This window comes from Comamonas sp. JUb58, assembly GCF_004364775.1.
In the GTDB taxonomy this organism is placed as follows: domain Bacteria; phylum Pseudomonadota; class Gammaproteobacteria; order Burkholderiales; family Burkholderiaceae_C; genus Comamonas.
Genome location: NZ_SOAL01000001.1, coordinates 173982 through 200302 on the forward strand (window position 1 = coordinate 173982; position 26321 = coordinate 200302).

The following is a 26321-nucleotide window of genomic DNA, read 5'->3' on the forward strand; positions in this document are numbered from 1 at the left end:
ATGTCCTCGCCGGGCCTAAGCATCTGCCAGCGACAGCCAGGCCCGCGCCAGCGCCGCCTGCGCCACCGGCGCCATCACGCCCAGGCGCACATGACCGGGCAGGCCAAAGCTGCGGGCATCGCGCAGCTTGATGCCCTGGCTGCGCAGTGCCACCAAGCGCGCGGCCATATCGGCCTGGGCCAGCGGCAGGTGCGCGACAATATAATTGGCCTGGTGGCCGGGCAGCACCGCCCAGCCCAGGCGCTCGCACAGCGCCAGTTGCCGGCCCTTCCAGTGACGCAAGGTGTCCAGGCTGCGTGCCAGCCAGGCCTGCACCTCGGGGGTCACCCAGGCCTGCAGCATGGCCACGCCATGCGCACCCACCACCCATGACGGCGCCAGTGCCCGCAGCGCGTCGATCTGCGCCTGCGCTGTGCCCTCGGGGGCAATTGCATAGGCAGCGCGCACCCCCGTCATGCCCAGCGCCTTGTTGGGCGTCCACAGCTGCCACAGCGCAGCCATGTCGCGCTCTGGCGCAGGGCCTTCCAGCCACAGCGGCCGGTAGGCGCAATCCAGCACCAGGCCATGGTGGCTGGCATCGTCAGGCAAAGCCTGCCAGATATCTTCGACCCGGCCCAGCGGGCTGGAGGGTTCGCAGGCCCAGTGCAGGCCGTCACCCCAGGTCGTATTGCGGCTGCTGCGACGCAGGCCCCACACCTCCGCCGCCTGGGCGTAGTCGCCATAGCTATGGCGCGGCAGGCTGACCTTGGTGGCGCCTTGGCGCAGCGCATGCTGGGTCAGGCGGTGGATCAGCTCGCTGCTGCTGCCGCCGATGACCAGGCGCTCGGGCGCCACGGCGTGGAAGGACGCCAGCTGCAGGCGCAGCGCCGTGTACTGCGGATCGGGGTACTGCGCCAGGTGCGCCGCCTGCAAGGCCGACACCGCCTCTGGGCAGGGGCCGCAGGCATTGCGGTTGGTGGAAAAATCATGCGCCGGTACGCCCAAGGCGTCGGTGCCACCATGCTCGTTATCAGCCATGGGCCAAGGCTCCTTGCGCCATCAAGGCGATTCCTATCTTTATCGCCAAACCCAGGGCCAGTAGCAAGGCGCACAGCGCCTGCGCCCACACCACCCGGCCCGCCAAGGCCAGCGCCCGCTGCACATCCTGGGCCTGCGGCGGCCGGCCTTGCGGGTTGAGCTGGTACACACCGGGTTTGGACAGGTGCACACCCAGCACCCGCGCCATCGCCCCCATGGGCCAGCCGCCGTTGGGCGATGGCGTGACCGCTGCATCGCGCCGCAAGCCGGACCAGGACAGTCCGCCCGCCAGCAGCGCCAGCCAGGCTGCGGTAATGCGGGCCGGCAACCAGTTCAGCACATCATCGGCCCAGGCCGCCCATTTGCCGGCCCATCGCCAGTGGCGGCGCTGCGCGCCCTGGCCGCGCCAGCCGGGGTAGCCCCACATGGCATCGGCCGTGTTGGCCAGCCGGTACAGCGCCGCGCCCGGCAGGCCAGCCACCGCAAACCAGAACAGCGGCGCCAGCACCGAATCGCTCAGGTTCTCAGCCAAGGTCTCGATCGCGCTCTCGCGCACTGTCGCTGCATCAAGCTGCGCGGTGTCGCGGCTTACCAGCCAGGACAGGCGGGCCCGGCCCGCTTGCAGCGATTCGCCGAGCGCGGCCTCGACCGCCAGCACCTCGCTGCGCAGCATACGCCAGGACAGCAAAGGTTTAAGCAGCAGTCCGGCCACAAGGCCACCCAGCCACCAAGGCGCTGCCTGCAGCAGATACATGAGGCCCGCATACACCCCCCAAGCGCCGACCGCCAGCAGGCACCAGGCCAGCGCCGCCAGCACAAAGCGCCCGTAGGCGCGCTGCTGCGCCTGGCGCGGCGCAATCGCCTGGCCCAGCAGGCCCAGCAGCTTGCCCATATAGACAACCGGGTGCAGCCGCACGGGTGGCTCGCCCCACCACCAATCGACCAGCAAGGCCAGCAATACGGCCAGCAAGGCCGCCATCGGTGCCTGCCAGTGCAGCACAGGGCCAGTATCTGTCAAGGCCTGGACCAGTTGCAGCAGCGGGCTGCCACCGGCCAGCGCCAGCGCCCCCAGGCCGCCATCGCTCATGGCTGCGGTCCTTGGTCTGGCTGCCAGCACTCGTCCATCAGCATCTGCTGCAAAGGCGCGCGGCTGGCCCAGCGTTCCTGCTGCAGCATGGGCTCGGCATAGTAGGCCTCCACAGGGCCCAGGCACAAAACAGCCAGCGGGTGCGCGCCGGCAGGCATGGCCAGCAACTGCGCCAGCACCTGGGGCTCGAACAGCGATACCCAGCCCATCCCCAGCCCTTCGGCACGCGCAGCCAGCCAGAGGTTCTGGATCGCGCAGGCGGTGCTGGCCACATCCATCTCAGGCAAGGTACGACGGCCAAACACATGGGCTTCTCGCCCGGGCGGCATGGCCACCACCAGCACCTCGGCCGCCTGCAGCACGCCCTGCACCTTGAGCTTCATAAAGTCGGCCTCGCGCTCGCCCATCGCCTGGGCGGTACGCAGGCGCTCATCCTCCACCAGCGCATGGATGCGGCTGCGCATCTGCACATCGCGCACACGGATAAAGCGCCAGGGCTGCATAAAGCCGACGCTGGGCGCATGGTGCGCCGCGCGCAGCAGGCGCAGCAGCACGGCCTCGTCCACCTGGCCGCCGGCAAAGTGGCGCATGTCGCGCCGCTCATGGATGGCGCGGTAGACGGCTGCGCGCTCGGCCTCGCTGAATGCGGTGGCGGCAATCGTGGGGGCGGGGTTGGTGTCGCTCATGCCAGCAATCGGCTGTGCTGCCTCAGTCTTCAATGCCGCGCTGCGCCGGGATGCCGGCCTTGAACGCATGCTTGATCAGGGTCATCTCGGTGACGGTGTCGGCCACATCGATGATCTCCTGTGGGCAGCGCCGGCCGGTGATGCAGACATGCACCTCCTTGGGCCGGGCGGCCAGGGTGTCCAGCACCTCTTGCAAAGGCAGCCAGCCATAGATCAGTGGGTAGGTGATCTCGTCGAGCACCACCAGAAAATACTCACCCGACAGGATAGAGGCCTTGGCCTTTTCCCAACCATCGCGCGCCAGCTGGCCGCTGTGCTCCAGGTCGCGGCTCTTCCAGCTGAAGCCATCGCCCAGGCCTTCGACCGGCAGGCCCACCTGCTCGGCCAGGCGGTGCTCGCCAAAACGGGCGGTCGGCACCTTCATGAACTGGTAGACCTTGACGGCCTTGCCCCGGCCCGTCGCGCGGAAGGCCAGGCCAAAGGCCGCCGTGCTCTTGCCCTTGCCGTCACCGGTGTTGACGATCACCAGGCCACGGCGCTCGCCCTCTGGCTTTTCATAAGGCTTTTCGCTGGGTGGCGTTTCAATCTGCATCGCAATCTTTCCTTGTTTCGTTGTGTCGTTGGAAGCGGGGCCAGGCCCCGTTTCACAAAAGGTTCAGCGCCAGCGTTAGCCGGCCTGCGCAGCGGTGGCCGTGCGCGGCAAGGCCATCCACACGCCATCAATGGCACGCACCTGGATGCGGTGGTCAAACACGGCCTCCAGCGCGGCATGGGTGGCCGGGTCATCACAGCGGCCCTGGTGCAGCACCCTGCCCGCCTGCAGCACCAGCATATGGTCGGCCAGCAGCGCCACGGAAATCTCATGGAGCACGCTGACCACCGTAGTGCCCTGGGCCGTCAAGGCCCGCATGCTGTCCACCCAGTCGGTCTGGTGCGGCGGGTCCAGATTGGCCAGCGGTTCATCCATCAGCAGCACCTGGGCCTGTACGGCCATCGCGCGGGCCAGCAGCACACGCTGGCGCTCTCCGCCCGATAGCTCGGCCACCGGCCGGTGGCGCCAGTCCCAGGCATGAGCTGCGCGCAGGCATTGCTCGACCACCGCATGGTCTTCGCTGCTGGGCGCCGCAAACCAGGGCTGGTGCGGCAGGCGGCCCAGCATGGCCACATCCATCACCGTCAGCTCCTGCGTCACCACCTCGCCCTGGCCCAGCCAGGCCAGCGCCTGGGCGCGCTGCTTGCGTGGCCAGCGCTGCAAATCCTTGCCCAGCAGTGCCACATCGCCCTGCAGCTGTGCTGCCGGCCACAGGCCGCCCAGCACCTTGAGCAGGCTCGATTTGCCTGCGCCATTGGGGCCGACAATGCTGGTCCAGCGGCCTTGGGCAAACTGGGCGTTGACGCCTTGCAGAATCGGCCGCGCATGCACAGCGGCATGGATATTGTTGGCAGTCAGCGCAGCGGGGGTTGTAGTGGTCAGCATCACAGGCCTCCTGCCGATCGGGTGCTGCGGTGCATGCGCCAGAGCAGATAAGTGCCGCCCAGCGCGGCGGTGAGCACACCCACCGGCAGCTCTTGCGGGGCCACCAGCCAGCGTGCCAGGATATCGGCCGCTAGCAGCAGCACACCGCCCATCGCGGCGGCCAGCACGGTGCTGCGGCCATGGCCCACCTGCACCAGGCTGCGCACCAGGTGCGGGGCAGCCAGGCCCACAAAGGCAATCAGCCCGGTCTGCGCGACCGAGGTGCCGGTGGCCAGGGCCAGCACGGCTACCAGGCCATAGCGCAGCGGCGCCAGCGGCAGGCCCAGGCTGGCAGCGGTTGCCTCGCCCAGGGTCAGGCCATCCAGCACCCGGGCGCAACACCACGTGGCCAGCACGCAGACCAGCAGCACGGCGGCCATCAGCGCGCAGCCCTCCCAGCCGACAAAGGCCGAGGTGCCCAGCGTAAAGGCCTGCATGGCCTGCAGAATATCGGGGTGGCGCAGCTCCAAAAGATCGCGCATGGCGCCCAGCACCACGCCCACGATCACGCCGGCCAGCAGCAGGCGCAAGGTGTTTTGCACATTGCGCGCCAGCACCACCGTCAGCGCCACCGCACAGGCCGCGCCAACAAAGGCCATGCCGGTCATGCCCAGGCGGTAGAGCAGATTCAGGCTGGTGACGGACGAGCCCAGCAGCACCAGGCCCAGCGCACTGCCCAGCGAGGCGCCGGAGGCACTGCCCAGCAAATAGGGATCGGCCAGCGGGTTGCGAAACAGGCCCTGGGCCACGGCCCCGGCCAGGCCCAGCAGGCCACCGGCGAGCCAGGCACCCAAGGAACGCGGCAGGCGGATATCGACCACGATCTGCCAGGAGGTCGGGTCATCGCGCATGCGCAGCACGCTCTCCCAACCAGTGCTGCCCACACTGGCGCCCACCAGCAGCAGCACGACGCTGAGCACCAGCAACACCAGCGCCAGCCAGGCACTGCGGCGCAGGCCGGGAGCGGCCTCGCGCAGCGCTGCGGGCGCAGGTGCAGAGCTGGGCAAAGCGGCCATCAGCGCGCCACCGCTGCCTTGCCAGGCGCCTTGTCGGCCAGGCAGCGCGCCATCAGCGCCGCGGCCTGGGCCATGCGTGGGCCGGGTCGCACGATGGCATACGACTCTTCATCGCTGAACACGCAGACCCGGCCCGCCTTGACGGCCAGGAGGTTGTTCCAGCCCGGGTAGCTGGTAGCAGCCTGCATGCTGCGGTTGCCCAGCATGATCACATCGGGCTGGGCGCGCAGCAAAAACTCCGGGCTCAGCCGGGGAAAGGGGCCCAGCTCGGCCGGCACCACATTGTCGGCACCCAGCTGGGTCAGGGTCTCGCCAATAAAGGACTGGGGGCCGGCCGCATAAGGGCCCCGGCTCACTTCAAAGTAGACCCGGGTATGGCGCGTGCGCTCGGGCAGCCCGCGCACCACCGCATCAATGCCAGACTCCAGCTCGCGCCAGACCCGGTCTGCGCCCTGCGCCTGGGGCACGCCCAGCAGCTGGCCCAGGGTGCCCAGCACGCGGTGGATGTCGGCCTTGGACTTCACATCCAGCGCCACCACCTTCAGGCCCAGCGCCTGCAAACGCTCGGCCGCCTTGGAGGCATCGGACAGCAGCACCACATCAGGCTTGAGCGCCACCACCGATTCGACGCTCGGGTCCAGCCCGCCGCCCACCACCGGCAGCTTCTTGACCGAGGCAGGCCAGTCCGAATAGCGGTCCACGCCCACCAGGCGGTCGCAGAGGCCGAGCGCGCAGGTGCTCTCGGTCAGCGATGGCAAGAGGCTCACGATGCGCTGCGGCGCTTGCGCCAGCTGGACCTTGCGGCCCCGGTCATCAACGATGGCCGCGGGGCTGACCAGGTCCTGGTCCTTCCAGACCGGCGCGTTGGCAAAGGGTTGCAGGCGCAGTTCATCGACGCTGGCAGACGGTGCAGCTTGGGCCATCGGCAAGGCGAGCATCAGCGCCACGCAGGCCAGCGTTTTTTGCAAAAGAGGTCGGGGAGCCATCAACAAAGCCATCATTTCATCTGCAGCGGCAAGCCCGCCGCCATCAGTTGTACGCGGTTGCAGGCCGCTGCCGCCTGCTGGTTCAGCAGACCCAGCGCATCGACAAAGGCGCGCACCTCGCGGCCCATCGGAATCACGCCCAGGCCAATCTCATTGCTGACCAGAATCACAGGGCCAGTCGCTGCCTGCAGGGCAGCGATAAAGGCATCGCACTGCGCCTGCCAGGCTTGCGCAGGCGGAGTCGCTGGCGGCTCCATCGGCATCCGCCAGTTGGTCAGCCACAGGGTCAGGCAATCCACCACCAACAAGTGCTCTGGCCGGCTGTGGGCCTGCAGCAGCTGGGCGACATCGCGCGGCGCTTCCAGGGTGGCCAGTTGCGGCACGCGCTCGCGGCGGTCACGCTGGTGGCGCGCAATGCGCTGCTCCATCTCGGCGTCATAGGCGGTGCCGGTGGCGATCAGGCTGGCGCTGCGGCCAGCATCGGCCTGCAGCCAGGCACGCGCCAGCAGCTCGGCCTGGCGCGATTTGCCCGATTTCTGCCCGCCCAGCAGCAGCAGCTTCAGCGGCGCGCCATCGACGTGGAAAATAGCTTCATCCATGCCGCGCATCTTAGGCGTTCAGCGCCTCGCAGCGCCAGGCCTGCGGATCGACCACCGGCATGTCCACCCCCAGCAAGGCGGCCACCGCCTGCGGGCAGGAGGGGAACCAGGCATGGAAATAGCTGGCATGGATGCTGCCCTGCTGGTAGACGGCTTCGCCCTTGCCGCTTTCGGCCGCTTGGCCCGGGCGGCTGCTGCGCGCCACTTCCTGGGCCTCGCTCTGCAGCTTGGAATAGTGAAAGGTGTGGCCGCGCAGCATGCCCCAGGGCGTCAGTAGCTGCTGCATGCCCAGGCCCGCCAAACGCTGCTGCATCACCGCCTGCGCCGGCAGCAAGCCCCACAAGCTATGCCAGCGGCTGTCCAGATCGGTCAGGCCTTCGGCCAGCGCCACCATGCCGCCGCATTCGGCCCAGACGGGCTTGCGCTGCTCCAGGTGCGCCTGCAGATCCAGCTGCACGCCGGCATTGGCCTTGAGCGCCTGCAGGTGCAGCTCCGGATAGCCACCGGGCAGCCAGAGCGCATCGCAGGCGGGCAGGCGCTCCCCGGCAATGGGCGAGAAAAAGGCCAGCTCGGCACCCATGGCCTGCAGGCATTCCAGATTGGCGGTGTAGATAAAACTGAAAGCGGCGTCGCGGGCCACCGCAATGCGCCGCCCGGCCAGCCAGGCGGGCACCGGTGCGGCGGCAGCAGGTGCAGTAAAGGCCACCGTCCAGCGCTGCTGCCATTCCTGCCAATCCAGTTGGCCCAGCGGCGTTTGCGCCAGCACATCGGCGGCGGCATCCAGGCGCTCGGCGGCGTCATGCAGTTCATGGGCGGCCACCAGGCCCAGATGGCGCTCGGGCAGCAGGTTGGCGCGCGGCTTGGCGGCATCCAGGCTGATCTGGTGCATCGCGCCCAGCCACAGGGCCGGGTCGCGCAGGCCGCTGCGCAGCATCTCGCCATGGTGGGCGGTGGCCACGCGGTTGGCCAGCACGCCGGCCAGTTGCAGGCCCGGATCATAGTGCTGCAAACCATGGGCAATGGCGCCAAAGGTGGCCGCCATGGCCGATGCATCGACCACGACCACGGCGGAGATGCCCAGCGACTTGGCCAGCTCGGCGGCGCTGTTGGCGCCATCGAACAGGCCCATCACGCCTTCGATCAGCAGCACATCGTTGCTCTGCGCGGCCTGAAACAGGCGCGCGCGCACATCGGCTTCACCGTTCATCCAGCGGTCCAGCGCATGCACCGGTTGGCCGCTGGCCAGGCGCAGCCACTGCGGGTCGAGAAAATCCGGACCGCACTTGAACACCTGCACCCGCCGGCCCTGGCGGGCATGCAGACGGGCCAAGGCCGCTGTCACCGTGGTCTTGCCCTGGCCGGATGCGGGCGCCGCAATCAGCAGCGCCACGCAAGAGGCCATTGAGTGGTCCTGAACCGTCATCTCTGTCATGGCTGGCTTATCCCCTCTGCGCTCAGCGCGGCATCCACTTCACACCCACATACACGCTGCGCCCTTCGGTGGCGTAGGTGCGTGCAGTCTGGTAGCGTTTGTCGGTCAGGTTGTTGATCCGGGCGATCAGGTTCACATCCTTGACAATCTCGGTCTGCGCCGACAGGTTGAACAAGGTGTAGCCGCCCAGCACATTGGTGTTGGCAGCATTGTCAAAGCGCTTGGCGCTGGTCTGCAGGTCGGCGGCCCAGGTCCATCCTGCGGCACGCGTCTCGGCACCCAGGGTGGCGAAGCGCTTGGCGCGGCGCGCCAGCAGCTTGTCGTTTTCGGTGTCGCGCGGGTTCTGGAAGTCGACCGAACCATGCAGGTTGAAAGCGCCCAGCTTGGTGGTGCCCGCCAGGGTAATGCCTTCCAGGCGCGCCTTGCCCACATTGGCGTAGCAGCCGTACTCACTCTCACACGTGCCCGGCGACGAGTAATTGATCAGGTCGGTCACCCGGTTGCGGTAGGCCGTGGCCGAGAAGCTGTTGGCGCCTTGCGCCCAGCGCAGGCCCAGCTCGGCATTGCGGCTTTTCTCGGGGCGCAGCGATGCATCGCCATACTCGCTGAAGCGCTGGTAGAGCGTGGGCACGCGGAAGGCCGAGCCCACCGTCGCCGTGGCGCGCCAGTTGGTCGCAAAGGCATAGCCGTAGGCGGCGCTGCCGGTGGTCTTGCTGCCAAACTCGCTGTCGTCATCGCGGCGCAGGTTCAGCTGCACCGTATGCGGGCCGGTGTTCAGGCCATAGCCCAGTGCCAGCGCGTTCTGGTGGCGGTCGCGGTCAATGCCGCCATTGGTCAGCGCGTCGTCGCGCCGCTCCAGCGCGGCCGTCAAGGTGTGCACGCCCAGGCGCCATTCGTTCTGGAACAGGTAGTTCTGCAGGCGGGTGTCCGTCTGGTAAGGCGACGGCCGGGTTTCGTAATAGTCGCGCGACTGTGTGAACTGCAGCTTGGTGCTGTATTGCTCGGTCCATTGCGCCTGCCAGTTCAGGCCCAGCGCATACATCTTGTTGAGGCTGCGGTCGTCCTCGGTCAGGCTGCTGTCATAGCCCGAGTTCACATCGCTGGCCAGCAAGGTGGCCTCCAGCCGGTGCTGGCGGTTGATCTGGTAGCCCAGGCGGCCGCTGACCGCATTGCTGCGGTAGTCGTCCTTGTCCGGGTTGGCGGTGGCCACCGTACGGGCATTGAAGCCATCGGTCTGTGAGCGGTTCAGGCCCAGAGCGTAATCCCAGCCGCCGGCGCTGCCGGAGATGCCGGCCTCAGCCGTGAAGGTGCCCCGGTTGCCAAAGCCCAGGCCCACATAGGGCTGGGGCACGCCGCCCTCGCCCTTCTTGGTGAAGATCTGCACCACGCCGCCCATTGCGTCCGAGCCGTAGACGGCAGCGGCCGGGCCGCGCAGCACTTCGATGCGGTCGATCAGCGCCAGCGGAATCGATTGCCAGGAGGCGCCGCCGGTCGATTGCGAATCCATGCGTACGCCGTCGACATAGACAGCGGTGAAACGCGAATCCGCACCGCGCATGAACACGCTGGTGGTCGTGCCGGGCCCGCCGTTGCGCGAAATCTGGATGCCCGGCACCCGCGCCAGCACATCGGCCACGCTGCCTGGGCCCTGGCGCTCGATGGTCTGCGCATCGATGATGGACATATCAGCGACCAGATCGGACAACGGTTGCTCGATGCGATTGGCGGTCACTACCATCTCTTGCAGGTTCTTACCCTCTGTTTCCTGGGCTGCTGCGGCCTGCTGCGCCTGTGCGGGCAGCGCAAAAAATGGCAGTGCTGTCGCGACTGCCAAAGCCAGAAATGTGGGGGTATGGAGGGTGCCGGAGCGGGGCGCAAACGCGGGACGCGCGCCGCGGCGTGTCATGGAAGTAGAGGAAAACATGCACTGAGTTGGTGATGAACCACCCCGCGCCAGCCTCCCCGCCGGCAATGGGGAACACGGAGGCCGCAGCAAGACCTCAGCCACGCGCCTCCACTATTGTTGGCCGGTATCCGGGCTGGCGATGACACAGCACACGCCTTCCCAAACACTTGTTCAAGGTATTCAGTGGCATAGTGGTGGCTGTGGATGGCGCAAAAGCCAACCATCGCTTACCGTTGCGGGGGCAGCGCAGGTTGCGTAAGGCTTGTAGGGCACAAGCGCCGCTCCTGCTTCCCGTTGAACTGCCCCCATGTGAACCACTGGGGCGAGCACCAACGGGTACAATTTTAGCGTTAAACCCATTGCGCACTTAAGAAGACTGTCTCTCTATGGCCACTACGCCTTCTATGGATCTGATGCTTGAGCGGGTGGAGGCACTGCTGAGCCGCCATGAGGCTTTGCAACGCGCCCACGCCCAATTGCAAGAGCAAGTCACCACCCTGACCCAGGAGCGCGACTCCCTCCAATCGCGCCTGACAGCGGCCCGCGCCCGCGTGGATGCACTGATCGAACGCCTGCCCAAGACCTTTGACCAGGACGAATGATGAAACAGCTGGAAGTACACATCATGCAGCAAAGCTATATGCTGGGCTGCCCCGAAGGCCAGGAAGCACGCTTGCTGGCCGCAGTAAAGCATGTGGACGAGGCCATGAGCGGCATCCGCGACGCGGGCAAGATCCGCGGCCGTGAGCGCATCGCCGTGCTTGCTGCCCTCAATGTCGCCTTTGATCTGCTGGATTTGCAGGTGCAAAACAGCCAGCTCAGCCAGACGGCGGACGCGCTGCAGGCGCAAGCCGCTGCCCAGTCTGCCGCAATGGCCGAGGCCCAAGCCCAGCCCGCTGCCGGCGGCCAGGCCAGCCTGGACTGGGACGAGCCCCGCCTGCAGTCGGTGATGCAAAGGCTGGACGCCGCACTGGCGCCCGCGCCGGCCAAGGCCGCCGAAACCCTGGGCACCAGCGCCTGAGGCCTGGCGGCAAGCTGGCGCCAACACCAGATTGCCGCCCCATGCAATGCCTCCACGCAAAATACCACCCTTTCCATTGCTCAATATAGCTAGCCAGCTATCTTTTTTGACCAATCCAGGCACATTGAATTGCAGTTTTGGTGGGTGCGGCAGGCGCGAGCGATTACAATGGAAGCGTTCGCAGCCCTGCTGGACTTTATAGTTCCTTGAACCAATGCTCTACGAGCACGGGCTTGGTACATCACCTATTGAGCGTGATCGTCTCGCGTCAGATGAACCCAACGATAGGTTGCCCTTGCCCACCTGAACCCCCGGTTCAGGATGACGGTCCAGTGGATCCGCTGCGAACACCTGTTTTCTTCGGGCAGGCTGCCCAACCTGTCTTCTCCTCTCCGCGACAGCGGGGTTTCAGGCCACCTGTTTCAGGTGGCCTTTTTACTGTGCACCATGACTGATCCCCTCGTTTTGCTGCCGCTGTCGTTTCTGGGCTTGATTGGCGGATTTCTGGCAGGCCTGCTGGGCATTGGCGGCGGCATGGTGCTGGTGCCCTTCATCACCTACATCCTGGGCACCCAGGGCGTGGCGCCCGAGCTGGCGATCAAGATGGCGATTGCCACCTCGATGGCGACCATTGTCTTTACCTCGATGTCCAGCGTGCGCGCCCACCACCAGCATGGCGCCGTGCGCTGGGATCTTGTCAAACGCCTGGCCCCGGGCATTGTGCTGGGCGGCCTGCTGGCCAGCCTGGGCATTTTTGCCGTGCTCAAGGGCAGCTACCTGGGTTTGTTCTTTGGGCTGTTCATTGGCTATTCGGCACTGCGCATGTTCCGCAAGCCCAACAGCAAGGCCATGCGCAGCATGCCGGGCACCGGCGGGCAGCTGGCAGCCGGCGGTGTGATTGGCTGCCTCTCGGGCCTGGTGGGTGCTGGCGGCGCCTTCATCAGTGTGCCTTTCATGACCTGGTGCAGCGTGCCCATGCACAACGCGGTGGCAACCAGCTCGGCGCTGGGCTTTCCGATTGCGGTCACCAATGTCATCGGCTTCATGGTGGCCGGCCTGCACCTGCAGGGCCTGCCACCGCATTCGCTGGGCTATATCTGGCTGCCCGGCCTGGCCGCCATCGCCACCTGCAGCGTGCTGACCGCACCGCTGGGCGCCCGCGCCGCGCACCGCCTGCCGGTGGCCCAGCTCAAGAAGATCTTTGGCGGCATCCTGCTGTGCCTGGCGCTCTACATGCTCTACAAGAGCCTGGCGGCCTGGCAGGTCTGAGGCTCTCCTGCGCCGGCTAGATGATGCGCGAGAAGCGCGCCCGGTTGCGGTCGGCCTGCAGGTTCTTGTCGAACACCATGGCCACACCGCGCACAAAGTACCAGCCCAGCTCCGTCACGCTGATCGCCTCGTCGCTCAGCTGCACCAGGCCCTGGTCCTGCAGCTCGCGCAGCTGGGCCAGCTCGGAGGCAAAATACTGCGCAAAATCAATCAGCCAGGCCTGCTCCAGCGATTCAATCGCCAGGCTGCCCTGGCACATCAGGCCCATGATCACCGCGCGGCGCAGCAGGTCATCGCGCGTCAGCGCCAGGCCGCGCACCACGGGGATCTGGCCCTGGTCGATCAGGTCGTAATACTCTTCCAGGGTCTTGGCATTCTGGCTGTAGGTGGCGCCGATGCGGCCAATGGCCGAGACGCCCAGCGCCAGCAGATCGCAATCGGGCTGGGTGCTGTAACCCTGGAAGTTGCGGTGCAGGCGGCCCTGGCGCTTGGCCACCGCCAAGGCATCATCGGGCAGCGCGAAATGGTCCATGCCCACATAGACATAGCCGGCGCCTTCCAGCGCAGCCAGGGCCTGGGCCAGCATGGCCAGCTTGTCGGCCGGGCTGGGCAAGTCCTGCGCCTGGATGCGGCGCTGCGGCTTGAAGCGCTCGGGCAGGTGCGCATAGGCGTAGAGCGCAATGCGGTCGGGCCGCAGCGCATTGACCTGCTCCATCGTGCGCGCAAAGCTGGCCGGGCTTTGCAGCGGCAGACCATAGATCAGGTCGATATTGATCGATTCAAAGCCGATCTCGCGCGCCTGCGCCACCAAGGCAAACACCTGGTCGGCGGGCTGCTCGCGGTGCACGGCCTTTTGCACCAGCGGGTCAAAATCCTGCACGCCAAAGCTCAGGCGGTTGAAGCCCAGCTGGTAGAGGTGCAGCAGGCGCTCGCGGCTCACGGTGCGCGGGTCGATCTCGATCGAGTACTCGCCGCCCGGCTGCAGATGGAAGCGCTGCTTGACCATGTCCATCAGGCGGCTCAGGCCGGCGTCTGTCAAAAAGGTGGGCGAGCCCCCACCCAGGTGCAGCTGGCTGATGGTCGAGCGCGTGCCGAGATGGGCCAGTTGCAGGTCCAGCTCGCGCTCCAGGTAGTCCAGGTACTCGTCGGCCCGCTCGGCATGCTTGGTGATGATCTTGTTGCAGGCGCAGTAGTAGCACAGCGAGGCGCAGAACGGCACATGCACATACAGGGACAGCGGCGCCAGCCTGGCCGCCAGGCCGCTGCCGCGTTGCGCCAGCGCCTGCTTGTACTCATTCGCAGCAAAGGCTTCAACAAATCGGTCTGCGGTAGGATACGACGTGTAACGGGGGCCAGGGACGTCAAAACGGCGCAGCAGTTCGGGGGTCAGGGAAATCATGGGGCTTCATCCTTGCGGACCCCCAATGTGCCCCAAGGCTTGCCACGCGTCCTTGATATACATCAAGAACCCATTTGTCGCCTGCACGCACAATAGGCGCATACAAGGAACGCCGTTCCTACACGAATATTTGTTCGAGGGTATTGATACATGACATCCAACTCCATCAAAGTAGCGTGCTCCAACTGCAATTTGCGCGAGCTGTGCATGCCCGTGGGTCTGTCGGCCGAACAAATGGAACGCATTGACGAGATCGTTGCCACGCGCCGCAAGATCAAGCGCGGCAGCGCGCTGTTCCGCAACGGTGAGACCTTCACCTCGCTGTATGCGATCCGCACCGGCTTCTTCAAGACCAGCATCGCTACCGAAGATGGGCGTGACCAGGTCACCGGTTTTCAGATGGCCGGCGAGATCATCGGCCTCGATGGCATCGTCCACGACCGCCATTCCTGCGACGCGATTGCGCTGGAAGATGCCGAGGTCTGCGTGATGCCCTACTCCTCGCTCGAAGACCTGTCGCGCGAAGTGACCGCCTTGCAGCACCATGTGCACAAGGTCATGAGCCGCGAGATCGTGCGCGAGCACGGCGTCATGCTGCTGCTGGGCAGCATGCGTGCCGAAGAGCGCCTAGCCGCCTTCTTGCTGAACCTGGTGCAGCGCCTGCATGCCCGGGGCTTTTCGCAGCATGAGCTGATCCTGCGCATGACCCGCGAGGAAATCGGCAGCTACCTGGGCCTGAAGCTGGAGACCGTGAGCCGCACCTTCTCCAAGTTTGCCGAAGAGAACATCATCGAGGTCAAACAGCGCCATGTGCGCATTCTGGACACGGAAAAGCTCCAGGGCCTGATCAACACCCAGGCCTGCACGGTCTAAGAACAGGCGCATAACCTTCGCCAACAGACACAAACGCGGTCTGATCCGACATCCACATCAGCAGCAAGCGGCGATGCTCGGAGATGAAACCACGGCAAGGCTGCCCCCCGCAGCCCTGCCCCATGTCTGACCTGAAAGGAGCCTGCCATGTACCAACATATCCTGCTTGCCACCGATGGCTCTGAGCTGTCCGAAAAGGCCGTGCGCCACGCTCTGGCGCTGGCCAAACTGAGCCATGCCACGGTGACTGCCGTCAACATCTCGCCCAACTACCCGCGCAGCTACTTTGAAGGCAGCACCATGCAAAACCCCGATGACATTGCACGCATCGAGGAAGGCTGGGAACGTGCCGCGCAAGGCATTGTCGACAAGGTGGTGGCCGAAGGCGCCGCAACCGGCGTGCCCATCAAGACCTTGGTGATCAAGTCCGACATGATTGCCGAAGCCCTGCTGGAGACCGCGAAGAACGAGCAATGCGACCTGATCGTCATGGCCTCGCACGGCTACCGGGGTTTGAAGCGCCTGCTGCTGGGCAGCGAAACCCAGCATGTGCTGACCCATGCGACGATCCCGGTGCTGGTGCTGCGCTGATCGCCATCTAAGCGCATCCGCCCAATAGCAAACCCTCGCCTGCGGCAGCTTTTGAGCTGCCACAGCGCGAGGGTTTTGTCATGGCGGCTCAGGCCGCCACCGTTAGCGCATCAGCCCTTGAACAGGCCCTGGTACTCGTCGCGCAGCAGGTTCTTCTGCACCTTGCCCATGGTGTTGCGTGGCAGCTCACCCACGACAAAGCAGCGCTTGGGAATCTTGAAGTTGGCCAGCTGCTTTTTCAGGGTCGCGATGATGCCCTCGGCATCCAGCTGCTGGCCGGCCTTGGCAATCACCACCGCCACGCCCACCTCGCCAAAATCGGGGTGCGGCACACCGACCAGCGCGCTTTCGGCGACGCCCGGCAGCTCATTGATGAAGCCCTCGATCTCGGCCGGGTAGACGTTGTAGCCGCCGGAGATGATCAGGTCCTTGCTGCGGCCGACGATGGTCACATAGCCACGTGCATCGATCTTGCCCACATCACCGGTCTTGAACCAGCCGTCGGCCGTGAACTCCTGCGCGGTCTTCTCGGGCATGCGCCAATAGCCGCTGAACACATTGGGGCCTTGCACCTGGATATGGCCGATCTCGTCAGCGCCCAGTGCCTGGCCATCATCGCCCTGCACCCGCACACCCACGCCCGGCAGCGCAAAGCCGACCGTGCCGCCCCGGCGCTCGTCCTGGCCGCCATGGCGGGCATCGGCCTGGTACGGGTTGGAGACCAGCATGATGGTCTCGCTCATGCCATAGCGCTCCAGAATGGTGTGGCCAGTGCGGGTCTGCCAATCGCGGAAGGTCTCGATCAGCAAGGGTGCCGATCCGGAGATGAAGAGGCGCATGTGCTGCGAGGCCGCCTTGGTCAGCCCCGGCTCGGCCAGCAGGCGCACATACAAGGTCGGCACGCCCATGAAGACCGTTGCCCGCGCCATCGCGGCAATCACCGCCTTGGGCTCGAACTTGGCAAACCAGATCATTTTGCTGCCATTAAGCAGGGCCGCATGGATCGCGACAAACAGGCCGTGCACATGGAAGATCGGCAGCGCATGGATCAGCACATCGCCCTTCTTCCAGCCCCAGTAGTCCTTCAGCATCACGGCATTGCTCAGCAGGTTGCCATGGCTCAGCATCGCGCCCTTGCTGCGCCCGGTGGTGCCGCTGGTGTAGAGGATGGCAGCCATGTCGTCGGCCGATTTCTGCGCGGGCGTGTGCGCATCGTCGCAGTGCACCGCGCGCTCCAGCAAGGTGCCGCTGCGGTCATCGCCCAAGGTGAACACGCTTTGCGTGCCGCACTGGAAGGCAATCTTGGAGACCCAGCCAAAGTTGGCAGGCGAGCAGACCACGACCGCCGGCTCGGCATTGGTGACAAAGTACTCGATCTCGGCACTTTGGTAGGCAGTGTTCAGCGGCAGAAACACATGGCCGGCGCGCAAGGTGGCCAGGTACAGCGCCATCGCCTCGACCGACTTCTCGACCTGCACGGCCACGCGGCTGCCGGAAGGGATGTTCAGCGAATCGAGCAGGTTGGCGATGCGCGCGCTCATGCGGTCCAGGTCGCGCCAGCTGTAGTTCAGCGGTTCACCGCTGGCCGAGGTGGTCTCCACGGCGATGGCATCGAGGTCCTCAGGAAAGGCCGCGCGCAGTGCGCAGAACAGGTTGTCGTTGGTCATGTTTGTCTACTTGGTTGGTGGTTTCCTTGGCGCCTGCGACCGGGCTGCTGCCCTGCGCAGGCCGCTTCAAAGCTGGGGGCTTCTCTTGGCCACAAAGGCGGCAATGCCCTCGCGGTGCTCTGCCGAATCGGCATAGGCATAGGGCTGCTGCAGCACCGGGGCCTGGGCATCGCCCTCGGCCAGTGCGCGCAACAGTTGCTTGGTCATGCGGGCGGCCTGGGGTGCCAGGCCGCAGATGCGGGCCACGCTGCGCTCCAGTTGGGCCTGCAGCTGGGCAGCGGGGTGGACCTGGCTCAAAAAGCCCGAGGCCAGCATCTGCTCGGCGCCAAATACCGCTGCCTCCAGCAGCATCTGCCGCGTCTTGGCAGGCCCCACCTGGCTCAGCACCAGGGCGGCCTCCTTGGGCGCCATCGGAAAGCCCAGCTTGGCAATCGGTGCGCCAAACTGGGCCCTGTCTGTGGCCAAACGGGTGTCGCAGCAGCTGGCCAGCTCCACACCGGCGCCCATGCAGGCGCCGTCAATGGCGGCGACCAGGGGCACATCGCATTGCAGCATGGCATGCAGCGCGGGCCAGACCTCGCCCTCGTGGAAGGCAGCCAGGCTCTCGTGCTGAAAACGAAAGTCCGCGTATTCCGAGATATCGCCGCCAGCGCAAAAGGCCTCGCCCTCGCCTTGCAGCACGATGCAGCGCAGCCCGGGCTGGCGCTGCAGGTCCTCAAACACGCTGCGCAGCTGCCGCCACATCGCGCGCGACATGGCATTGCGCTTGCCCGGGTGGGCCAGCACCACGCGCACGGCCTGCGCACGGGATGCGGCCTCGCCCGCCGTCCACGATTCCACACGAACCTGCCCCGCCATCACATCGCTCCTGCTGTCATTCAATCTTGGCACCCGAGGCCTTGACCACCTCGGCCCAGCGCTTGACCTCGTCGGCCACAAAGGCCGCAAACTGCGGCTGCGTCATGCTGCCATATTCCGCACCATTCTTGGCCCAGATGGCCTTGATTTCTTCCGAGGCGCCCATGCGCTTGGCCTCCTCGAACATGCGTGCCTGCAGCTCGGGCGAGGTGCCCTTGACGGCCCAGAGGCCGTACCAGGTGGTCACGTTGTAATCGGGCAGGCCCACCTCGGCGGCGCAGGGCACATCGGGCAGCGAGGGGTTGCGCTGGCTGCCGGACACCATCAGGCACTTGATGCGCCCGGCAGCGATGTGTGAGGCCGACGAGCCCAGGCCGTCGAAGAGCATGTCCACATTGCCGGCAATCAGGTCCTGCAGCGCAGGGCCTGCGCCTTTGTAGGGCACATGCAGGATGTCGGTCTGGCTCTGGATCTTGAACAGCTCGCCGGCCAGGTGGTGGCTGGTGCCAGCGCCGGCCGAGGCAAAGCTCATCTTGCCGGGATTGGCCTTGAGCTGGGCCAGCAGCTGCTGCATATTGGCTGCCGTCACCCGCTTGGGGTTGACCACCAGCACCTGCGGCACCGTCGCCAGCAAGGCCAGCGGCACCAGGTCCTTCTGGATGTCGTAGTCGAGCTTGGGATAGACCGAGGGCGCAATCACATGGTGGGTGCCGCCCATGAAGAAGTGGTAGCCATCGGAGGGCTGGCGCGCTGCAAAGCTGGCCCCCAGGGTGCCGCCGGCGCCGCCCTTGTTGTCGATCACCAGGGTCTTGCCCGAGATTTTCGAGAACTGCGAGGACAGCGGCCGCGCAAAGGCATCGGTGCCGCCCCCTGCGGGAAAGGGCACCACCCAGGTCACCGGCTTGGTGGGCCAGTCCTTGGCTGCTGCCGTGTTGGCCCAGCTCCAGGCGGGCAGCGCCGTGCCGGCCATGCCGGCGGCCAGGCCTACCAGCGTTCGCCTTCTGGATGAGGACGGTGTATAGCTCTTGGTCATCTTGTCTCCTAACGGTTATTTTTAAGTTCCACGCACACCCGCCTGCGCGTGCCCACAGCAACGCACAAGCCCTGGCTGGTCAGCAAAGAATGCCCACCACCCAGGCTGCGGCCCTTATGCAGGCCTGCAGCTCTCTCCAGGCCAGCGCAGCGCCCGGGGACGCGATGCTGGCCTGCCATCCTCAAAAACAGGTTCAGACCTTGGCCAGTGCCTCGATGCCCGAGGACACGGGAATCTTGCCCTGGGCCAGCAGATTGCGGTGCTTGTCCAGGCGCTTGAGGTCGTACAGGTAATTCACCATCAGGCCATAGGACTGCTTGATGCCCTTGGCGGAGGTATCGCCCGCCCAGTTCAGGCGCTCGACCCGGGAGCCATTGCCCAGGTGGAAGCGGGCCACCGGGTCCACCGGCTTATCCTTGACCAGGCTCTTGCCCAGGTAGCGGGCAGCGGCATGCATCAGCAGCTTGGCAGCGGGATCGGCCGCCTGCCATTTGCCCGCCTGCTCCAGCGCGCCCATCCAGTCGTCCACGCTGGGTTCGGCCTTGTCCAGGGCCTTGCCCAGCTCGGCGCGCAGGCGCTTGTCGGCGCCTTCCCAGACCTCGCCGGCGTTCTTGCCCAGCCAGCTGCGGAAACCCGGTATCGGCGACAAGGTGGCGAACTGGCGCAGCTTGGGAAACTCCTGCAAGAGCTGCTCCACCACGGTCTTGATCAGCGAATCGCCAAAGCTCACGCCGCGCAAGCCGGTCTGGGTGTTGCTGATCGAGTAGAAGATGGCCGTGCTGGCCTTGTCCACATCGGCAGCGGCGGCGGCCTCGTCCAGCAGCGGTGCAATGCTGTCCGACATCTTGTCGACCAGGGCCACCTCGACAAAGATCAGCGGCTCATTGGGCAGGCGTGGGTGGAAGAAGCCATAGCAGCGGCGGTCGCTGTCGAGGCGGTTTTTCAGATCGGCCCAGCTGCGGATGTCGTGCACCGCCTCGTACTTGATGAGCTTTTCCAGCAGGGAAGCGGGCGAATCCCAGCTGAGGCTGCGCAGCTCCAGAAAGGCGATATCGAACCAGGTCGAGAACAGGTATTCCAGATCGGCGTCCACGGCGACCAGCCATTCCTGGCTCTTGAGCTGGGGCAGCATCTGCGCGCGCAGATCGAGCAAAAAGCGCATGCCCTGCGCGGGCACCGCAAAGCGCTGGAACAGCCGCATGCGCGGCGTCTGCAAGGCCTTGCGCAGTTGGCGTTCGGCAGCGGCCATGCCGGCGGTACCAATCGCATCCTCATAGCGCTGGCGGGCCTGGCCGATCTTGGCCACATCGGGCACAAACTGCTCGCACAGCAGGCGCCAGCAGTCCAGGCGCTGCTCGGGTTGTGCCGCGGCATACCACTGCATCACCGGCTCGGCCAGGCGCCCACCCTCGGCATCGCTCACCTCGCTGGCGCCCACGGCCTGCAGGTCGGCCAACAGGCGGCGCAGCTCGCGCGGCGACAGCGTCTCATTGCCCCGGCGCAAGGTGGCCTTGAGGCGCTCGGTGGTGCTGCGCTCGCCTTCGGCAGCGCTGCTGCTGCCCAGCTCGGTAGGAATGCCGACCGAGCGCAGCCAGGCCGCGCTTTTTTGCAGCCAGCTGTTGGCGGCGCTGTCCCCCCCGGTGGCGGGCGTAGTTTCAGTAGCGGTGGTCATAAAGCAATCCTTGACATGGAAAGGGGGGTGATGCGCAGCAGCGCCTTGCGCTGCTGCAGCAAATGGTTGCGCATGGTCTGCTCGGCGGCATCGGCGTCGCCGGTCAGCATCACGGCATAGATATCGAGGTGTTCCTGCAAACTGGCTTGCAGGCGGCCCGGCGCGCGCAGCTGGTGCAGCCGCGCCAGGCGCAAAATGCGGCGCAGATCGGCAATGGCCTGGGCCAGCCATCGGTTGTCGGCCAGGGTGATGAAGGCCTCGTGGATCTGGTGGTTCATGCGGTAGTAGGCCGCGATGTCGCCCGCCTCGGCGTAGTGGGTCAGCTGCTCGTGCATCACATCGAGCACGGCGCGGTCGGCGCTGCTGAGTTTCTTGGTGGCTTCGTAGGCGGCACGGCCTTCCAGCAAGGCGATGACCGGAAATATATCGTCCAGGTCGCGCTCGGTCACGGTCTCGACAAAGCAGCCGCGCCGGGGTTCATGGCGCAGCAGGCCTTCGGAGACCAGCAGCTTGAGGGCTTCACGCAGCGGCGTGCGTGAGACAGACAACTGGTCGCACAGCGCCTTTTCATCCAGCAGCTCGCCTGCGGCCAGGGTGCCGGCAAAGATCAGGTCGCGCACCTGGATCGCCACCGTGTCGTGCAAAGGCTGTCCGGCAATCGCCATCCGCTCACTCCTTGGTAAAAGCCGTTTTGCGCTAGAGCCAGCAGCCCAAAACGCAGTGCGTGCCTGTAATTATGAGAAATTACAGCGCATTTTGGCACCCGTGTTAATACCCAGTTCATAGCCCGCAACCACTGTTACCGGTGCAAACGCTCACCTCCGCCATTTTTGGCAAAAAAAGCAGGCACCGGTGCAACCGGGCCTGCTTGTGTCAGCGCTGGGGCCGTGGGCCCGCAGCGTCGGATGAAGTCCTCAGTCCTTGCCGTAAGGGTCAAAGTCAAAGTACTTGTCGGCAATCTTCTTGTAGCGGCCGTCTGCACGGATCGCGGCAATCGCATCGTTGAGCGACTTCTTCAGCTCGGGCTGGCCCTTGCGCATTGCAATGCTGGCGCCTTCGCCAAAGATCTTCTTGTCCACCAGGGTGTCGCTGACAAACTCAAAGTTCTGGCCTTCGGGCTTCTTCAAGAAGCCATAGGCAATTTCCACGCTGTCGGCCACCGAGCCATCGAGGCGGCCGGAGTTGATGTCCAGGTAGACAGGGTCACGGCCAGGGTAGGAGACCACATCCACGCCTGCGGGCTTGAGGTAAGTGAGTGCCCATTTCTCCTGGATGCTGGCCTTCAGCACGCCCATCTTCTTGCCCTTGAGCGATTCGGGGCCGGTGTACTTGAAGCCTTTGGGCATCACGATGCGGGCACCCGTGTGGTAGTACTTGTTGGTGAAGTCCACGACACGCGCGCGGTCCTCGTTCTTGGCCATCGAGCTGATGATCACATCGTACTTCTTGGCCTGCAGACCGGGGATCATGCCGTCCCAGACCTGCTCGACAAACACGCACTTGCGCTTGATCTCCGCGCACAGCGCGTTGGCGATGTCGATATCGAAACCGGCGGGCTGGCCTGTGGGCAGCTTGTAGGTAAAGGGCTCGTAGCTCAGGTCCACAGCCACTTTCAGATCGGGCAAGGCCTGCTGCGCAGACACCGCTGCACTGCCCAGCATGCACACACCGGCCACCAGGCCCAGCACCAATTTTCTTGTCATATCGTCCACTCTCCGCTCAGGCAAAAAACAAAACCGCTGTGCCAGATGAACCCGGCACAGCGGCTGATCAGTATAGCCCTATAAAACCAGGGATATAAGCGGTTTAGGACGTAGCAAGCACCGGTTGGCTGCGGCCCCGGTTCCAGAGGTAGATGCCCAGCAGCACCATCGGCAGGCTGAGCCACTGGCCCATGCTCAGGTTCAGCGACAGCAGACCCAGGAAGTCATCGGGCTCGCGGAAGTATTCGGCAATGAAGCGCAGCAGGCCATAGCCGATCAGGAAGACACCGGCCACCTGGCCCTCACCACGCTGCTTGCGCGAGTACAACCACATGATGACGAAGAGCAGCACGCCTTCGAGCAGGAACTGGTAGATCTGCGAGGGGTGGCGCGGCAGCATCGAGCCGCTTTGCGGAAACACCATGCCCCAGGGCAGATCGGGGCTGGAGAAGCGGCCCCAGAGCTCGCCATTGATGAAGTTGCCCACGCGGCCCGATGCCAGACCCAGCGGAATGCAGGGCGCGACAAAATCGGCCACCTGCAGCCAGGGCCGGCCCTTGAGCTTGGCAAACAGCACCATGGACACAATCACGCCCACCAGGCCGCCATGGAAGCTCATGCCCCCCTGCCAGACCGCCAGGATCTCTAGCGGGTTGCTGAGGTAGTAGCCGGGTTTGTAGAACAGGCAGTAGCCCAGGCGGCCACCGACGATGACCCCGAGCACGCCATAGAACAGGATGTCCTCGACATCCTTGCGCTGCCAGCGCGTGGGCGTGGTGACCGAGGCAAAAGGCTGGTCCTTGAGGCGGCGAATGCCCAGGAACAGGAACAGGCCAAAGGCGACCAGATAGGTCAGGCCATACCAGTGCACGGCCAGCGGGCCGAGCTTGATGGCAATCGGGTCAAATTGGGGATACATCAGCATGGCAGGCATTGTGCCGCAGTTCGCAGCGGGCAGCGCCAAGCCGGGCCGCGCCACAGGACTTACCCGCGCCCATGCGCATTCAATTACACAATCGATATCAACCGATCACCCGAAAATTTACGTCAAATTAACCAAATAACCAAGACAAAACATTCAAAATGACCAAACATGAAACGTGTTTGCGATCAATATGACAGCGATGGCTTCTGAGCGCGCTATACTGCCAGCGGCGGTAGCAGTCCAGCCACCGCTAGAATCTTCCATCCAGCTTCCAATCCACGCTATGACTTCCACCAGTGTTCCATTGACCGGTAGTATTGTTGCCCTGATCACCCCCCTGCATGCCGATGGCAGCGTGGACTATGCAAGCCTGCGAAAACTGATCGACTGGCATATCGCCGAAGGCACCAACTGCATCGGCGTGGTGGGCACCACGGGCGAGTCGCCCACGGTCACCGTTGAAGAGCACATGGAGATCATCCGTGTCTCCGTCGAGCAGGCCAACAAGCGCGTGCCCATCATGGCCGGCTGCGGTGCCAACTCCACCCACGAAGCCATCACCCTGGCCAAGTACGCCAAGAGCGTGGGCGCAGACAGCCAGCTCCAGGTCGTGCCCTACTACAACAAGCCGACCCAGGAAGGCCAGTTCCAGCACTTCAAGGCGATTGCCGAAGAGGTTGGCGACCTGCCGATCTTCCTCTACAACGTCCCCGGCCGCAGCGTGGCCGACATGCAGCACGACACCGTGCTGCGCCTGGCCGAAGTGCCCGGCATCGTCGGCATCAAGGAAGCCACCGGCAACATCGAACGCGCGCAGTGGCTGATCAAGGATGCGCCTGCCGGCTTTGGCATCTACTCGGGCGATGACCCCACCGCCGTGGCCCTGATGCTGTGCGGCGGACATGGCAATGTCAGCGTCACCGCCAACATCGCGCCACGCCTGATGAGCCAGCTATGCCAGGCGGCAATTGCCAAGGATGTTGGTCGGGCTATGGAAATTCAGAATAAACTGCTGCCGCTGCATAAAGCCCTCTTCTTGGAGGCCAACCCCATTCCGGTAAAGTGGGCGGCGAACAAGATGGGCCTGTGTGGCCCGACCCTGCGCCTGCCGATGACCGAGCTTTCCGCCGGTCTGCATGGCACGGTGGAAGCTGCGATGCGCGGAGCCTCCCTGCTCTAAAGCAATCCTCTGCGCGTTGCCTCTGTTAAGGATTTGAACGTGAATTCCCTCGTAAAACTCAGCTTGCTGAGCCTGTCTGTCACTTTGGCCGCTTGCAGTACCGGCAATATTCTCGAAGGCGACAAGATCGACTACAAAGGCGCCACCAAGGGCCCGACGCTGGAGGTGCCTCCGGACCTGACCCAGCTGTCCAAGGACTCGCGCTATGTGGTGCCTGGCGGCACGGTATCGGCTGCGGCCTACCAGGTGCAAAAGGACGCCGCGCCCAAGGGCACGGCCAATACCGCCGCTTCGCAGATTGGCGACGTGCAGATTGAGCGCGATGGCAACCAGCGCTGGCTGGTCATCGATCGCCCCGCAGACAAGGTCTGGGAACCGGTCAAGGACTTCTGGCAGGAAAGCGGCTTTGCGCTGACCATCGAGCGTCCCGATATCGGCATCATGGAAACCGACTGGGCTGAAAACCGCGCCAAGCTGCCGCAGGATTTCATCCGCCGCTCCATCGGCAAGGTGTTTGACTCGATCTACTCGACCGGTGAGCAGGACAAGTTCCGCACCCGCATCGAGCGCCGCCCTGATGGCAAGTCCGAAATCTATGTCAGCCACCGCGGCATGGAAGAGGTCTATTCCAACAAGGAAAAGGACAGCACCATCTGGCAGCCCCGCAAGGCCGATCCCGAGCTGGAAACGGAATTCCTGCGCCGCATCATGGTCAAGCTGGGCGTGAGCGAAGAGCAGTCCAAGGCGATTGCGGCTGCGCCGTTGGCCCCTGTCAGCACCTCCAAGATTGCTACCGCTGCCGATGGCTCGCCGGTGCTGCAGGTCAGCGATCCGTTCGACCGCACCTGGCGCCGCGTGGGCCTGGCGCTGGACCGCACCGGCTTCACCGTCGAGGACCGCGACCGCAGCCAAGGCGTCTACTTCGTGCGCTACATCGACCCGACCGATCTGAACAAGAAGCCCGATGGTTTCTTTGCCAAGATCTTCAACCGCAACCCGGATGCACCGGACCCGATCAAGTACCGCATCCAGGTCAAGAGCGAGGCCAACAGCAGCAATGTCAGCGTGCTCAACGAGAGCGGCAAGGCCGACACCACGGCGAATGCCCAGCGCATTCTGAAGGTGCTGGCAGACGACATGAAGTGATGCCCTGCACGGCCTCTTGGGCCGTGACCAGCCTCCCAAGCCACTGCGCCTGCGCAGTGGCTTTTTTCATGGGCGCGGAATGAGGATGCCAAAAGGCATAGGCCGCAGCGGCGGACTACCGATCCCCACCCTCAACCCTTCGCCCAAACAAAAAGCCCGTGCAAAGCACGGGCTCGTTCAGGCAAGTCTGCAGTGCAGGCCCGGTAGCGACCAGGCCAGCAACTCAGCGCTTACTTGCTCACCGATTCCTTGGCAGCGGTAGCAGCGTTGGATGCAGCGTCAGCAGCCGACTTGGCAGCATCTGCAGCAGCGGCGCCAGCGTCCTTGGCGGCGTCAGCAGCGTTGTGGGCAGCGTCCTTGGTGGCGTCAGCAGCATTGCCGGCAGCTTCCTTGGTAGCGTCAGCAGCCTTCGAAGCAGCAGCGCTGGCATCAGCAGCAGCGTCCTTGGCAGCATCAGCAGCAGCGTTGGCGGCGTCCTTGGCAGCTTCAACAGCAGGTGCGGGTGCAGGTGCTGGCGCTTCCACAGGCGCAGGTGCTGGTGCGGGCACAGCAGCTTCTTCCTTCTTGCCGCAAGCAGCCAGAGCAACAGCAGCCATCAACGATGCGATAACCAGGGATTTCTTCATTTCGGTATTCCTAACGACGGTGGATTCTTGTGGAACGGGCCAGAGCAAGCAAAGCGCTCAGGCCAAGGGTGCGTAGCACAAAGTAATAACGCCTTAGCGTCTGAAATGAATTA

Annotated in this window: 26 protein-coding genes and 1 riboswitch; of the genes, 7 read left to right on the forward strand and 19 right to left on the reverse strand. The window is 65.0% G+C overall.

The window, feature by feature from the left end:
• Positions 1-15 precede the first annotated feature (15 nt).
• The 10 genes from EDF71_RS00800 to EDF71_RS00845 form a co-directional block, all read right to left on the reverse strand.
• The gene (locus tag EDF71_RS00800) at positions 16-1017 is read right to left on the reverse strand and encodes an aminotransferase class I/II-fold pyridoxal phosphate-dependent enzyme (RefSeq protein ID WP_133854735.1); all 1002 of its coding nucleotides are present in this window, start codon (positions 1015-1017) and stop codon (positions 16-18) included.
• Positions 1010-1996 (reverse strand): adenosylcobinamide-phosphate synthase CbiB, encoded by a 987-nt coding sequence (cbiB, locus tag EDF71_RS00805; RefSeq protein WP_243854130.1) that lies wholly within the window; start codon positions 1994-1996, stop codon positions 1010-1012. The genes EDF71_RS00800 and cbiB overlap by 8 nt, the downstream gene beginning before the upstream one ends.
• A gap of 104 nt (positions 1997-2100) precedes the next feature.
• A complete protein-coding gene (gene bluB / locus EDF71_RS00810; protein ID WP_133854737.1) occupies positions 2101-2790 on the reverse strand; it encodes a 5,6-dimethylbenzimidazole synthase in 690 nt (229 codons plus the stop codon).
• Between the two features lie 22 nt (positions 2791-2812).
• A complete protein-coding gene (gene cobO / locus EDF71_RS00815) occupies positions 2813-3382 on the reverse strand; it encodes a cob(I)yrinic acid a,c-diamide adenosyltransferase (RefSeq protein WP_133854738.1) in 570 nt (189 codons plus the stop codon).
• A gap of 75 nt (positions 3383-3457) precedes the next feature.
• Positions 3458-4267 carry an ABC transporter ATP-binding protein gene (locus EDF71_RS00820; RefSeq protein WP_133854739.1) on the reverse strand — a complete coding sequence of 270 codons (810 nt, stop codon included), beginning with the start codon at positions 4265-4267 and terminating at the stop codon, positions 3458-3460.
• Positions 4267-5244 (reverse strand): iron ABC transporter permease, encoded by a 978-nt coding sequence (locus EDF71_RS00825; protein WP_347876656.1) that lies wholly within the window; start codon positions 5242-5244, stop codon positions 4267-4269. Before EDF71_RS00825 ends, EDF71_RS00820 begins: the two co-directional genes overlap by 1 nt.
• 77 nt (positions 5245-5321) lie before the next feature.
• Positions 5322-6320: an ABC transporter substrate-binding protein gene (locus EDF71_RS00830; protein WP_243854106.1), complete on the reverse strand. Its 999-nt coding sequence runs from the start codon at positions 6318-6320 to the stop codon at positions 5322-5324.
• The gene (locus tag EDF71_RS00835) at positions 6320-6907 is read right to left on the reverse strand and encodes a bifunctional adenosylcobinamide kinase/adenosylcobinamide-phosphate guanylyltransferase (RefSeq protein ID WP_133854741.1); all 588 of its coding nucleotides are present in this window, start codon (positions 6905-6907) and stop codon (positions 6320-6322) included. The genes EDF71_RS00830 and EDF71_RS00835 overlap by 1 nt, the downstream gene beginning before the upstream one ends.
• Before the next feature lie 10 nt (positions 6908-6917).
• Positions 6918-8330, reverse strand: a complete 1413-nt coding sequence (locus EDF71_RS00840; RefSeq protein WP_243854131.1) for a cobyrinate a,c-diamide synthase — start codon at positions 8328-8330, stop codon at positions 6918-6920.
• Between the two features lie 31 nt (positions 8331-8361).
• Positions 8362-10077 (reverse strand): TonB-dependent receptor, encoded by a 1716-nt coding sequence (locus tag EDF71_RS00845; protein ID WP_243854132.1) that lies wholly within the window; start codon positions 10075-10077, stop codon positions 8362-8364.
• Positions 10078-10346: 269 nt separating this feature from the next.
• Positions 10347-10594, reverse strand: a riboswitch (cobalamin riboswitch).
• A 37-nt stretch (positions 10595-10631) separates the two neighbouring features.
• Between EDF71_RS00845 and EDF71_RS00850 the strand changes: the two genes are divergently transcribed.
• The 3 genes from EDF71_RS00850 to EDF71_RS00860 all read left to right on the forward strand — a co-directional run bounded on the left by EDF71_RS00850 (position 10632) and on the right by EDF71_RS00860 (position 12535).
• Positions 10632-10847 carry a hypothetical protein gene (locus EDF71_RS00850; protein ID WP_021027064.1) on the forward strand — a complete coding sequence of 72 codons (216 nt, stop codon included), beginning with the start codon at positions 10632-10634 and terminating at the stop codon, positions 10845-10847.
• On the forward strand, positions 10847-11266 hold the full coding sequence (locus tag EDF71_RS00855) for a cell division protein ZapA (RefSeq protein WP_133854743.1): 420 nt from the start codon (positions 10847-10849) through the stop codon (positions 11264-11266). Before EDF71_RS00850 ends, EDF71_RS00855 begins: the two co-directional genes overlap by 1 nt.
• Positions 11267-11713: 447 nt before the next feature.
• Positions 11714-12535 carry a sulfite exporter TauE/SafE family protein gene (locus tag EDF71_RS00860; protein WP_133854744.1) on the forward strand — a complete coding sequence of 274 codons (822 nt, stop codon included), beginning with the start codon at positions 11714-11716 and terminating at the stop codon, positions 12533-12535.
• A 16-nt stretch (positions 12536-12551) separates the two neighbouring features.
• Here EDF71_RS00860 and hemN read toward each other — a convergent pair whose 3' ends face one another.
• Positions 12552-13934, reverse strand: coding sequence for an oxygen-independent coproporphyrinogen III oxidase (hemN, locus tag EDF71_RS00865; protein WP_133854745.1), 1383 nt, complete (start codon positions 13932-13934; stop codon positions 12552-12554).
• A gap of 150 nt (positions 13935-14084) precedes the next feature.
• Here hemN and fnr point away from each other — a divergent pair, with 150 nt between their 5' ends.
• Together fnr and EDF71_RS00875 are read left to right on the forward strand one after the other, a co-directional pair.
• Positions 14085-14807 (forward strand): fumarate/nitrate reduction transcriptional regulator Fnr, encoded by a 723-nt coding sequence (gene fnr, locus EDF71_RS00870; protein WP_133854746.1) that lies wholly within the window; start codon positions 14085-14087, stop codon positions 14805-14807.
• 147 nt (positions 14808-14954) lie between these two features.
• On the forward strand, positions 14955-15398 hold the full coding sequence (locus tag EDF71_RS00875) for a universal stress protein (RefSeq protein WP_133854747.1): 444 nt from the start codon (positions 14955-14957) through the stop codon (positions 15396-15398).
• Between the two features lie 110 nt (positions 15399-15508).
• On the opposite strand, the gene EDF71_RS00880 is transcribed toward EDF71_RS00875, so the two are convergent.
• The 7 genes from EDF71_RS00880 to lgt form a co-directional block, all read right to left on the reverse strand.
• The gene (locus EDF71_RS00880) at positions 15509-17065 is read right to left on the reverse strand and encodes a malonyl-CoA synthase (protein WP_133854748.1); all 1557 of its coding nucleotides are present in this window, start codon (positions 17063-17065) and stop codon (positions 15509-15511) included.
• A gap of 66 nt (positions 17066-17131) precedes the next feature.
• Positions 17132-17923, reverse strand: a complete 792-nt coding sequence (locus EDF71_RS00885) for an enoyl-CoA hydratase-related protein (protein WP_133854749.1) — start codon at positions 17921-17923, stop codon at positions 17132-17134.
• A gap of 16 nt (positions 17924-17939) precedes the next feature.
• The gene (locus EDF71_RS00890; RefSeq protein ID WP_243854133.1) at positions 17940-18893 is read right to left on the reverse strand and encodes a tripartite tricarboxylate transporter substrate binding protein; all 954 of its coding nucleotides are present in this window, start codon (positions 18891-18893) and stop codon (positions 17940-17942) included.
• A gap of 256 nt (positions 18894-19149) precedes the next feature.
• Positions 19150-20628, reverse strand: a complete 1479-nt coding sequence (locus tag EDF71_RS00895; protein ID WP_133854751.1) for a malonyl-CoA decarboxylase — start codon at positions 20626-20628, stop codon at positions 19150-19152.
• Positions 20625-21293, reverse strand: a complete 669-nt coding sequence (locus EDF71_RS00900) for a GntR family transcriptional regulator (protein ID WP_133854752.1) — start codon at positions 21291-21293, stop codon at positions 20625-20627. The genes EDF71_RS00895 and EDF71_RS00900 overlap by 4 nt, the downstream gene beginning before the upstream one ends.
• Before the next feature lie 249 nt (positions 21294-21542).
• Entirely contained in the window at positions 21543-22331 is a 789-nt protein-coding gene (locus tag EDF71_RS00905; protein ID WP_133854753.1) for a transporter substrate-binding domain-containing protein, read from the reverse strand.
• A gap of 103 nt (positions 22332-22434) precedes the next feature.
• Positions 22435-23256, reverse strand: a complete 822-nt coding sequence (gene lgt / locus EDF71_RS00910; protein WP_243854107.1) for a prolipoprotein diacylglyceryl transferase — start codon at positions 23254-23256, stop codon at positions 22435-22437.
• Between the two features lie 283 nt (positions 23257-23539).
• On the opposite strand from lgt, the gene dapA reads away from it, so the two are divergent.
• Both dapA and bamC read left to right on the forward strand, forming a co-directional pair.
• Positions 23540-24436 carry a 4-hydroxy-tetrahydrodipicolinate synthase gene (gene dapA / locus EDF71_RS00915; RefSeq protein WP_133854755.1) on the forward strand — a complete coding sequence of 299 codons (897 nt, stop codon included), beginning with the start codon at positions 23540-23542 and terminating at the stop codon, positions 24434-24436.
• A 39-nt stretch (positions 24437-24475) separates the two neighbouring features.
• On the forward strand, positions 24476-25582 hold the full coding sequence (gene bamC / locus EDF71_RS00920) for an outer membrane protein assembly factor BamC (RefSeq protein ID WP_133854756.1): 1107 nt from the start codon (positions 24476-24478) through the stop codon (positions 25580-25582).
• A gap of 230 nt (positions 25583-25812) precedes the next feature.
• Here bamC and EDF71_RS00925 read toward each other — a convergent pair whose 3' ends face one another.
• Positions 25813-26208: a hypothetical protein gene (locus tag EDF71_RS00925; RefSeq protein WP_133854757.1), complete on the reverse strand. Its 396-nt coding sequence runs from the start codon at positions 26206-26208 to the stop codon at positions 25813-25815.
• Positions 26209-26321 lie beyond the last annotated feature (113 nt).

Coding starts and splice junctions, on each gene's coding strand:
- EDF71_RS00800 (WP_133854735.1), bottom strand. CDS start 1,017: ATGGCTGATAACGAGCATGGTGGCACCGACGCCTTGGGCGTACCGGCG.
- cbiB (WP_243854130.1), bottom strand. CDS start 1,996: ATGGCGGCCTTGCTGGCCGTATTGCTGGCCTTGCTGGTCGATTGGTGG.
- bluB (WP_133854737.1), bottom strand. CDS start 2,790: ATGAGCGACACCAACCCCGCCCCCACGATTGCCGCCACCGCATTCAGC.
- cobO (WP_133854738.1), bottom strand. CDS start 3,382: ATGCAGATTGAAACGCCACCCAGCGAAAAGCCTTATGAAAAGCCAGAG.
- EDF71_RS00820 (WP_133854739.1), bottom strand. CDS start 4,267: ATGCTGACCACTACAACCCCCGCTGCGCTGACTGCCAACAATATCCAT.
- EDF71_RS00830 (WP_243854106.1), bottom strand. CDS start 6,320: ATGGCTTTGTTGATGGCTCCCCGACCTCTTTTGCAAAAAACGCTGGCC.
- EDF71_RS00835 (WP_133854741.1), bottom strand. CDS start 6,907: ATGGATGAAGCTATTTTCCACGTCGATGGCGCGCCGCTGAAGCTGCTG.
- EDF71_RS00840 (WP_243854131.1), bottom strand. CDS start 8,330: ATGACGGTTCAGGACCACTCAATGGCCTCTTGCGTGGCGCTGCTGATT.
- EDF71_RS00845 (WP_243854132.1), bottom strand. CDS start 10,077: ATGGTAGTGACCGCCAATCGCATCGAGCAACCGTTGTCCGATCTGGTC.
- EDF71_RS00850 (WP_021027064.1), top strand. CDS start 10,632: ATGGCCACTACGCCTTCTATGGATCTGATGCTTGAGCGGGTGGAGGCA.
- EDF71_RS00855 (WP_133854743.1), top strand. CDS start 10,847: ATGAAACAGCTGGAAGTACACATCATGCAGCAAAGCTATATGCTGGGC.
- EDF71_RS00860 (WP_133854744.1), top strand. CDS start 11,714: ATGACTGATCCCCTCGTTTTGCTGCCGCTGTCGTTTCTGGGCTTGATT.
- hemN (WP_133854745.1), bottom strand. CDS start 13,934: ATGATTTCCCTGACCCCCGAACTGCTGCGCCGTTTTGACGTCCCTGGC.
- fnr (WP_133854746.1), top strand. CDS start 14,085: ATGACATCCAACTCCATCAAAGTAGCGTGCTCCAACTGCAATTTGCGC.
- EDF71_RS00875 (WP_133854747.1), top strand. CDS start 14,955: ATGTACCAACATATCCTGCTTGCCACCGATGGCTCTGAGCTGTCCGAA.
- EDF71_RS00880 (WP_133854748.1), bottom strand. CDS start 17,065: ATGACCAACGACAACCTGTTCTGCGCACTGCGCGCGGCCTTTCCTGAG.
- EDF71_RS00885 (WP_133854749.1), bottom strand. CDS start 17,923: ATGGCGGGGCAGGTTCGTGTGGAATCGTGGACGGCGGGCGAGGCCGCA.
- EDF71_RS00890 (WP_243854133.1), bottom strand. CDS start 18,893: ATGGCCGGCACGGCGCTGCCCGCCTGGAGCTGGGCCAACACGGCAGCA.
- EDF71_RS00895 (WP_133854751.1), bottom strand. CDS start 20,628: ATGACCACCGCTACTGAAACTACGCCCGCCACCGGGGGGGACAGCGCC.
- EDF71_RS00900 (WP_133854752.1), bottom strand. CDS start 21,293: ATGGCGATTGCCGGACAGCCTTTGCACGACACGGTGGCGATCCAGGTG.
- EDF71_RS00905 (WP_133854753.1), bottom strand. CDS start 22,331: ATGACAAGAAAATTGGTGCTGGGCCTGGTGGCCGGTGTGTGCATGCTG.
- lgt (WP_243854107.1), bottom strand. CDS start 23,256: ATGCTGATGTATCCCCAATTTGACCCGATTGCCATCAAGCTCGGCCCG.
- dapA (WP_133854755.1), top strand. CDS start 23,540: ATGACTTCCACCAGTGTTCCATTGACCGGTAGTATTGTTGCCCTGATC.
- EDF71_RS00925 (WP_133854757.1), bottom strand. CDS start 26,208: ATGAAGAAATCCCTGGTTATCGCATCGTTGATGGCTGCTGTTGCTCTG.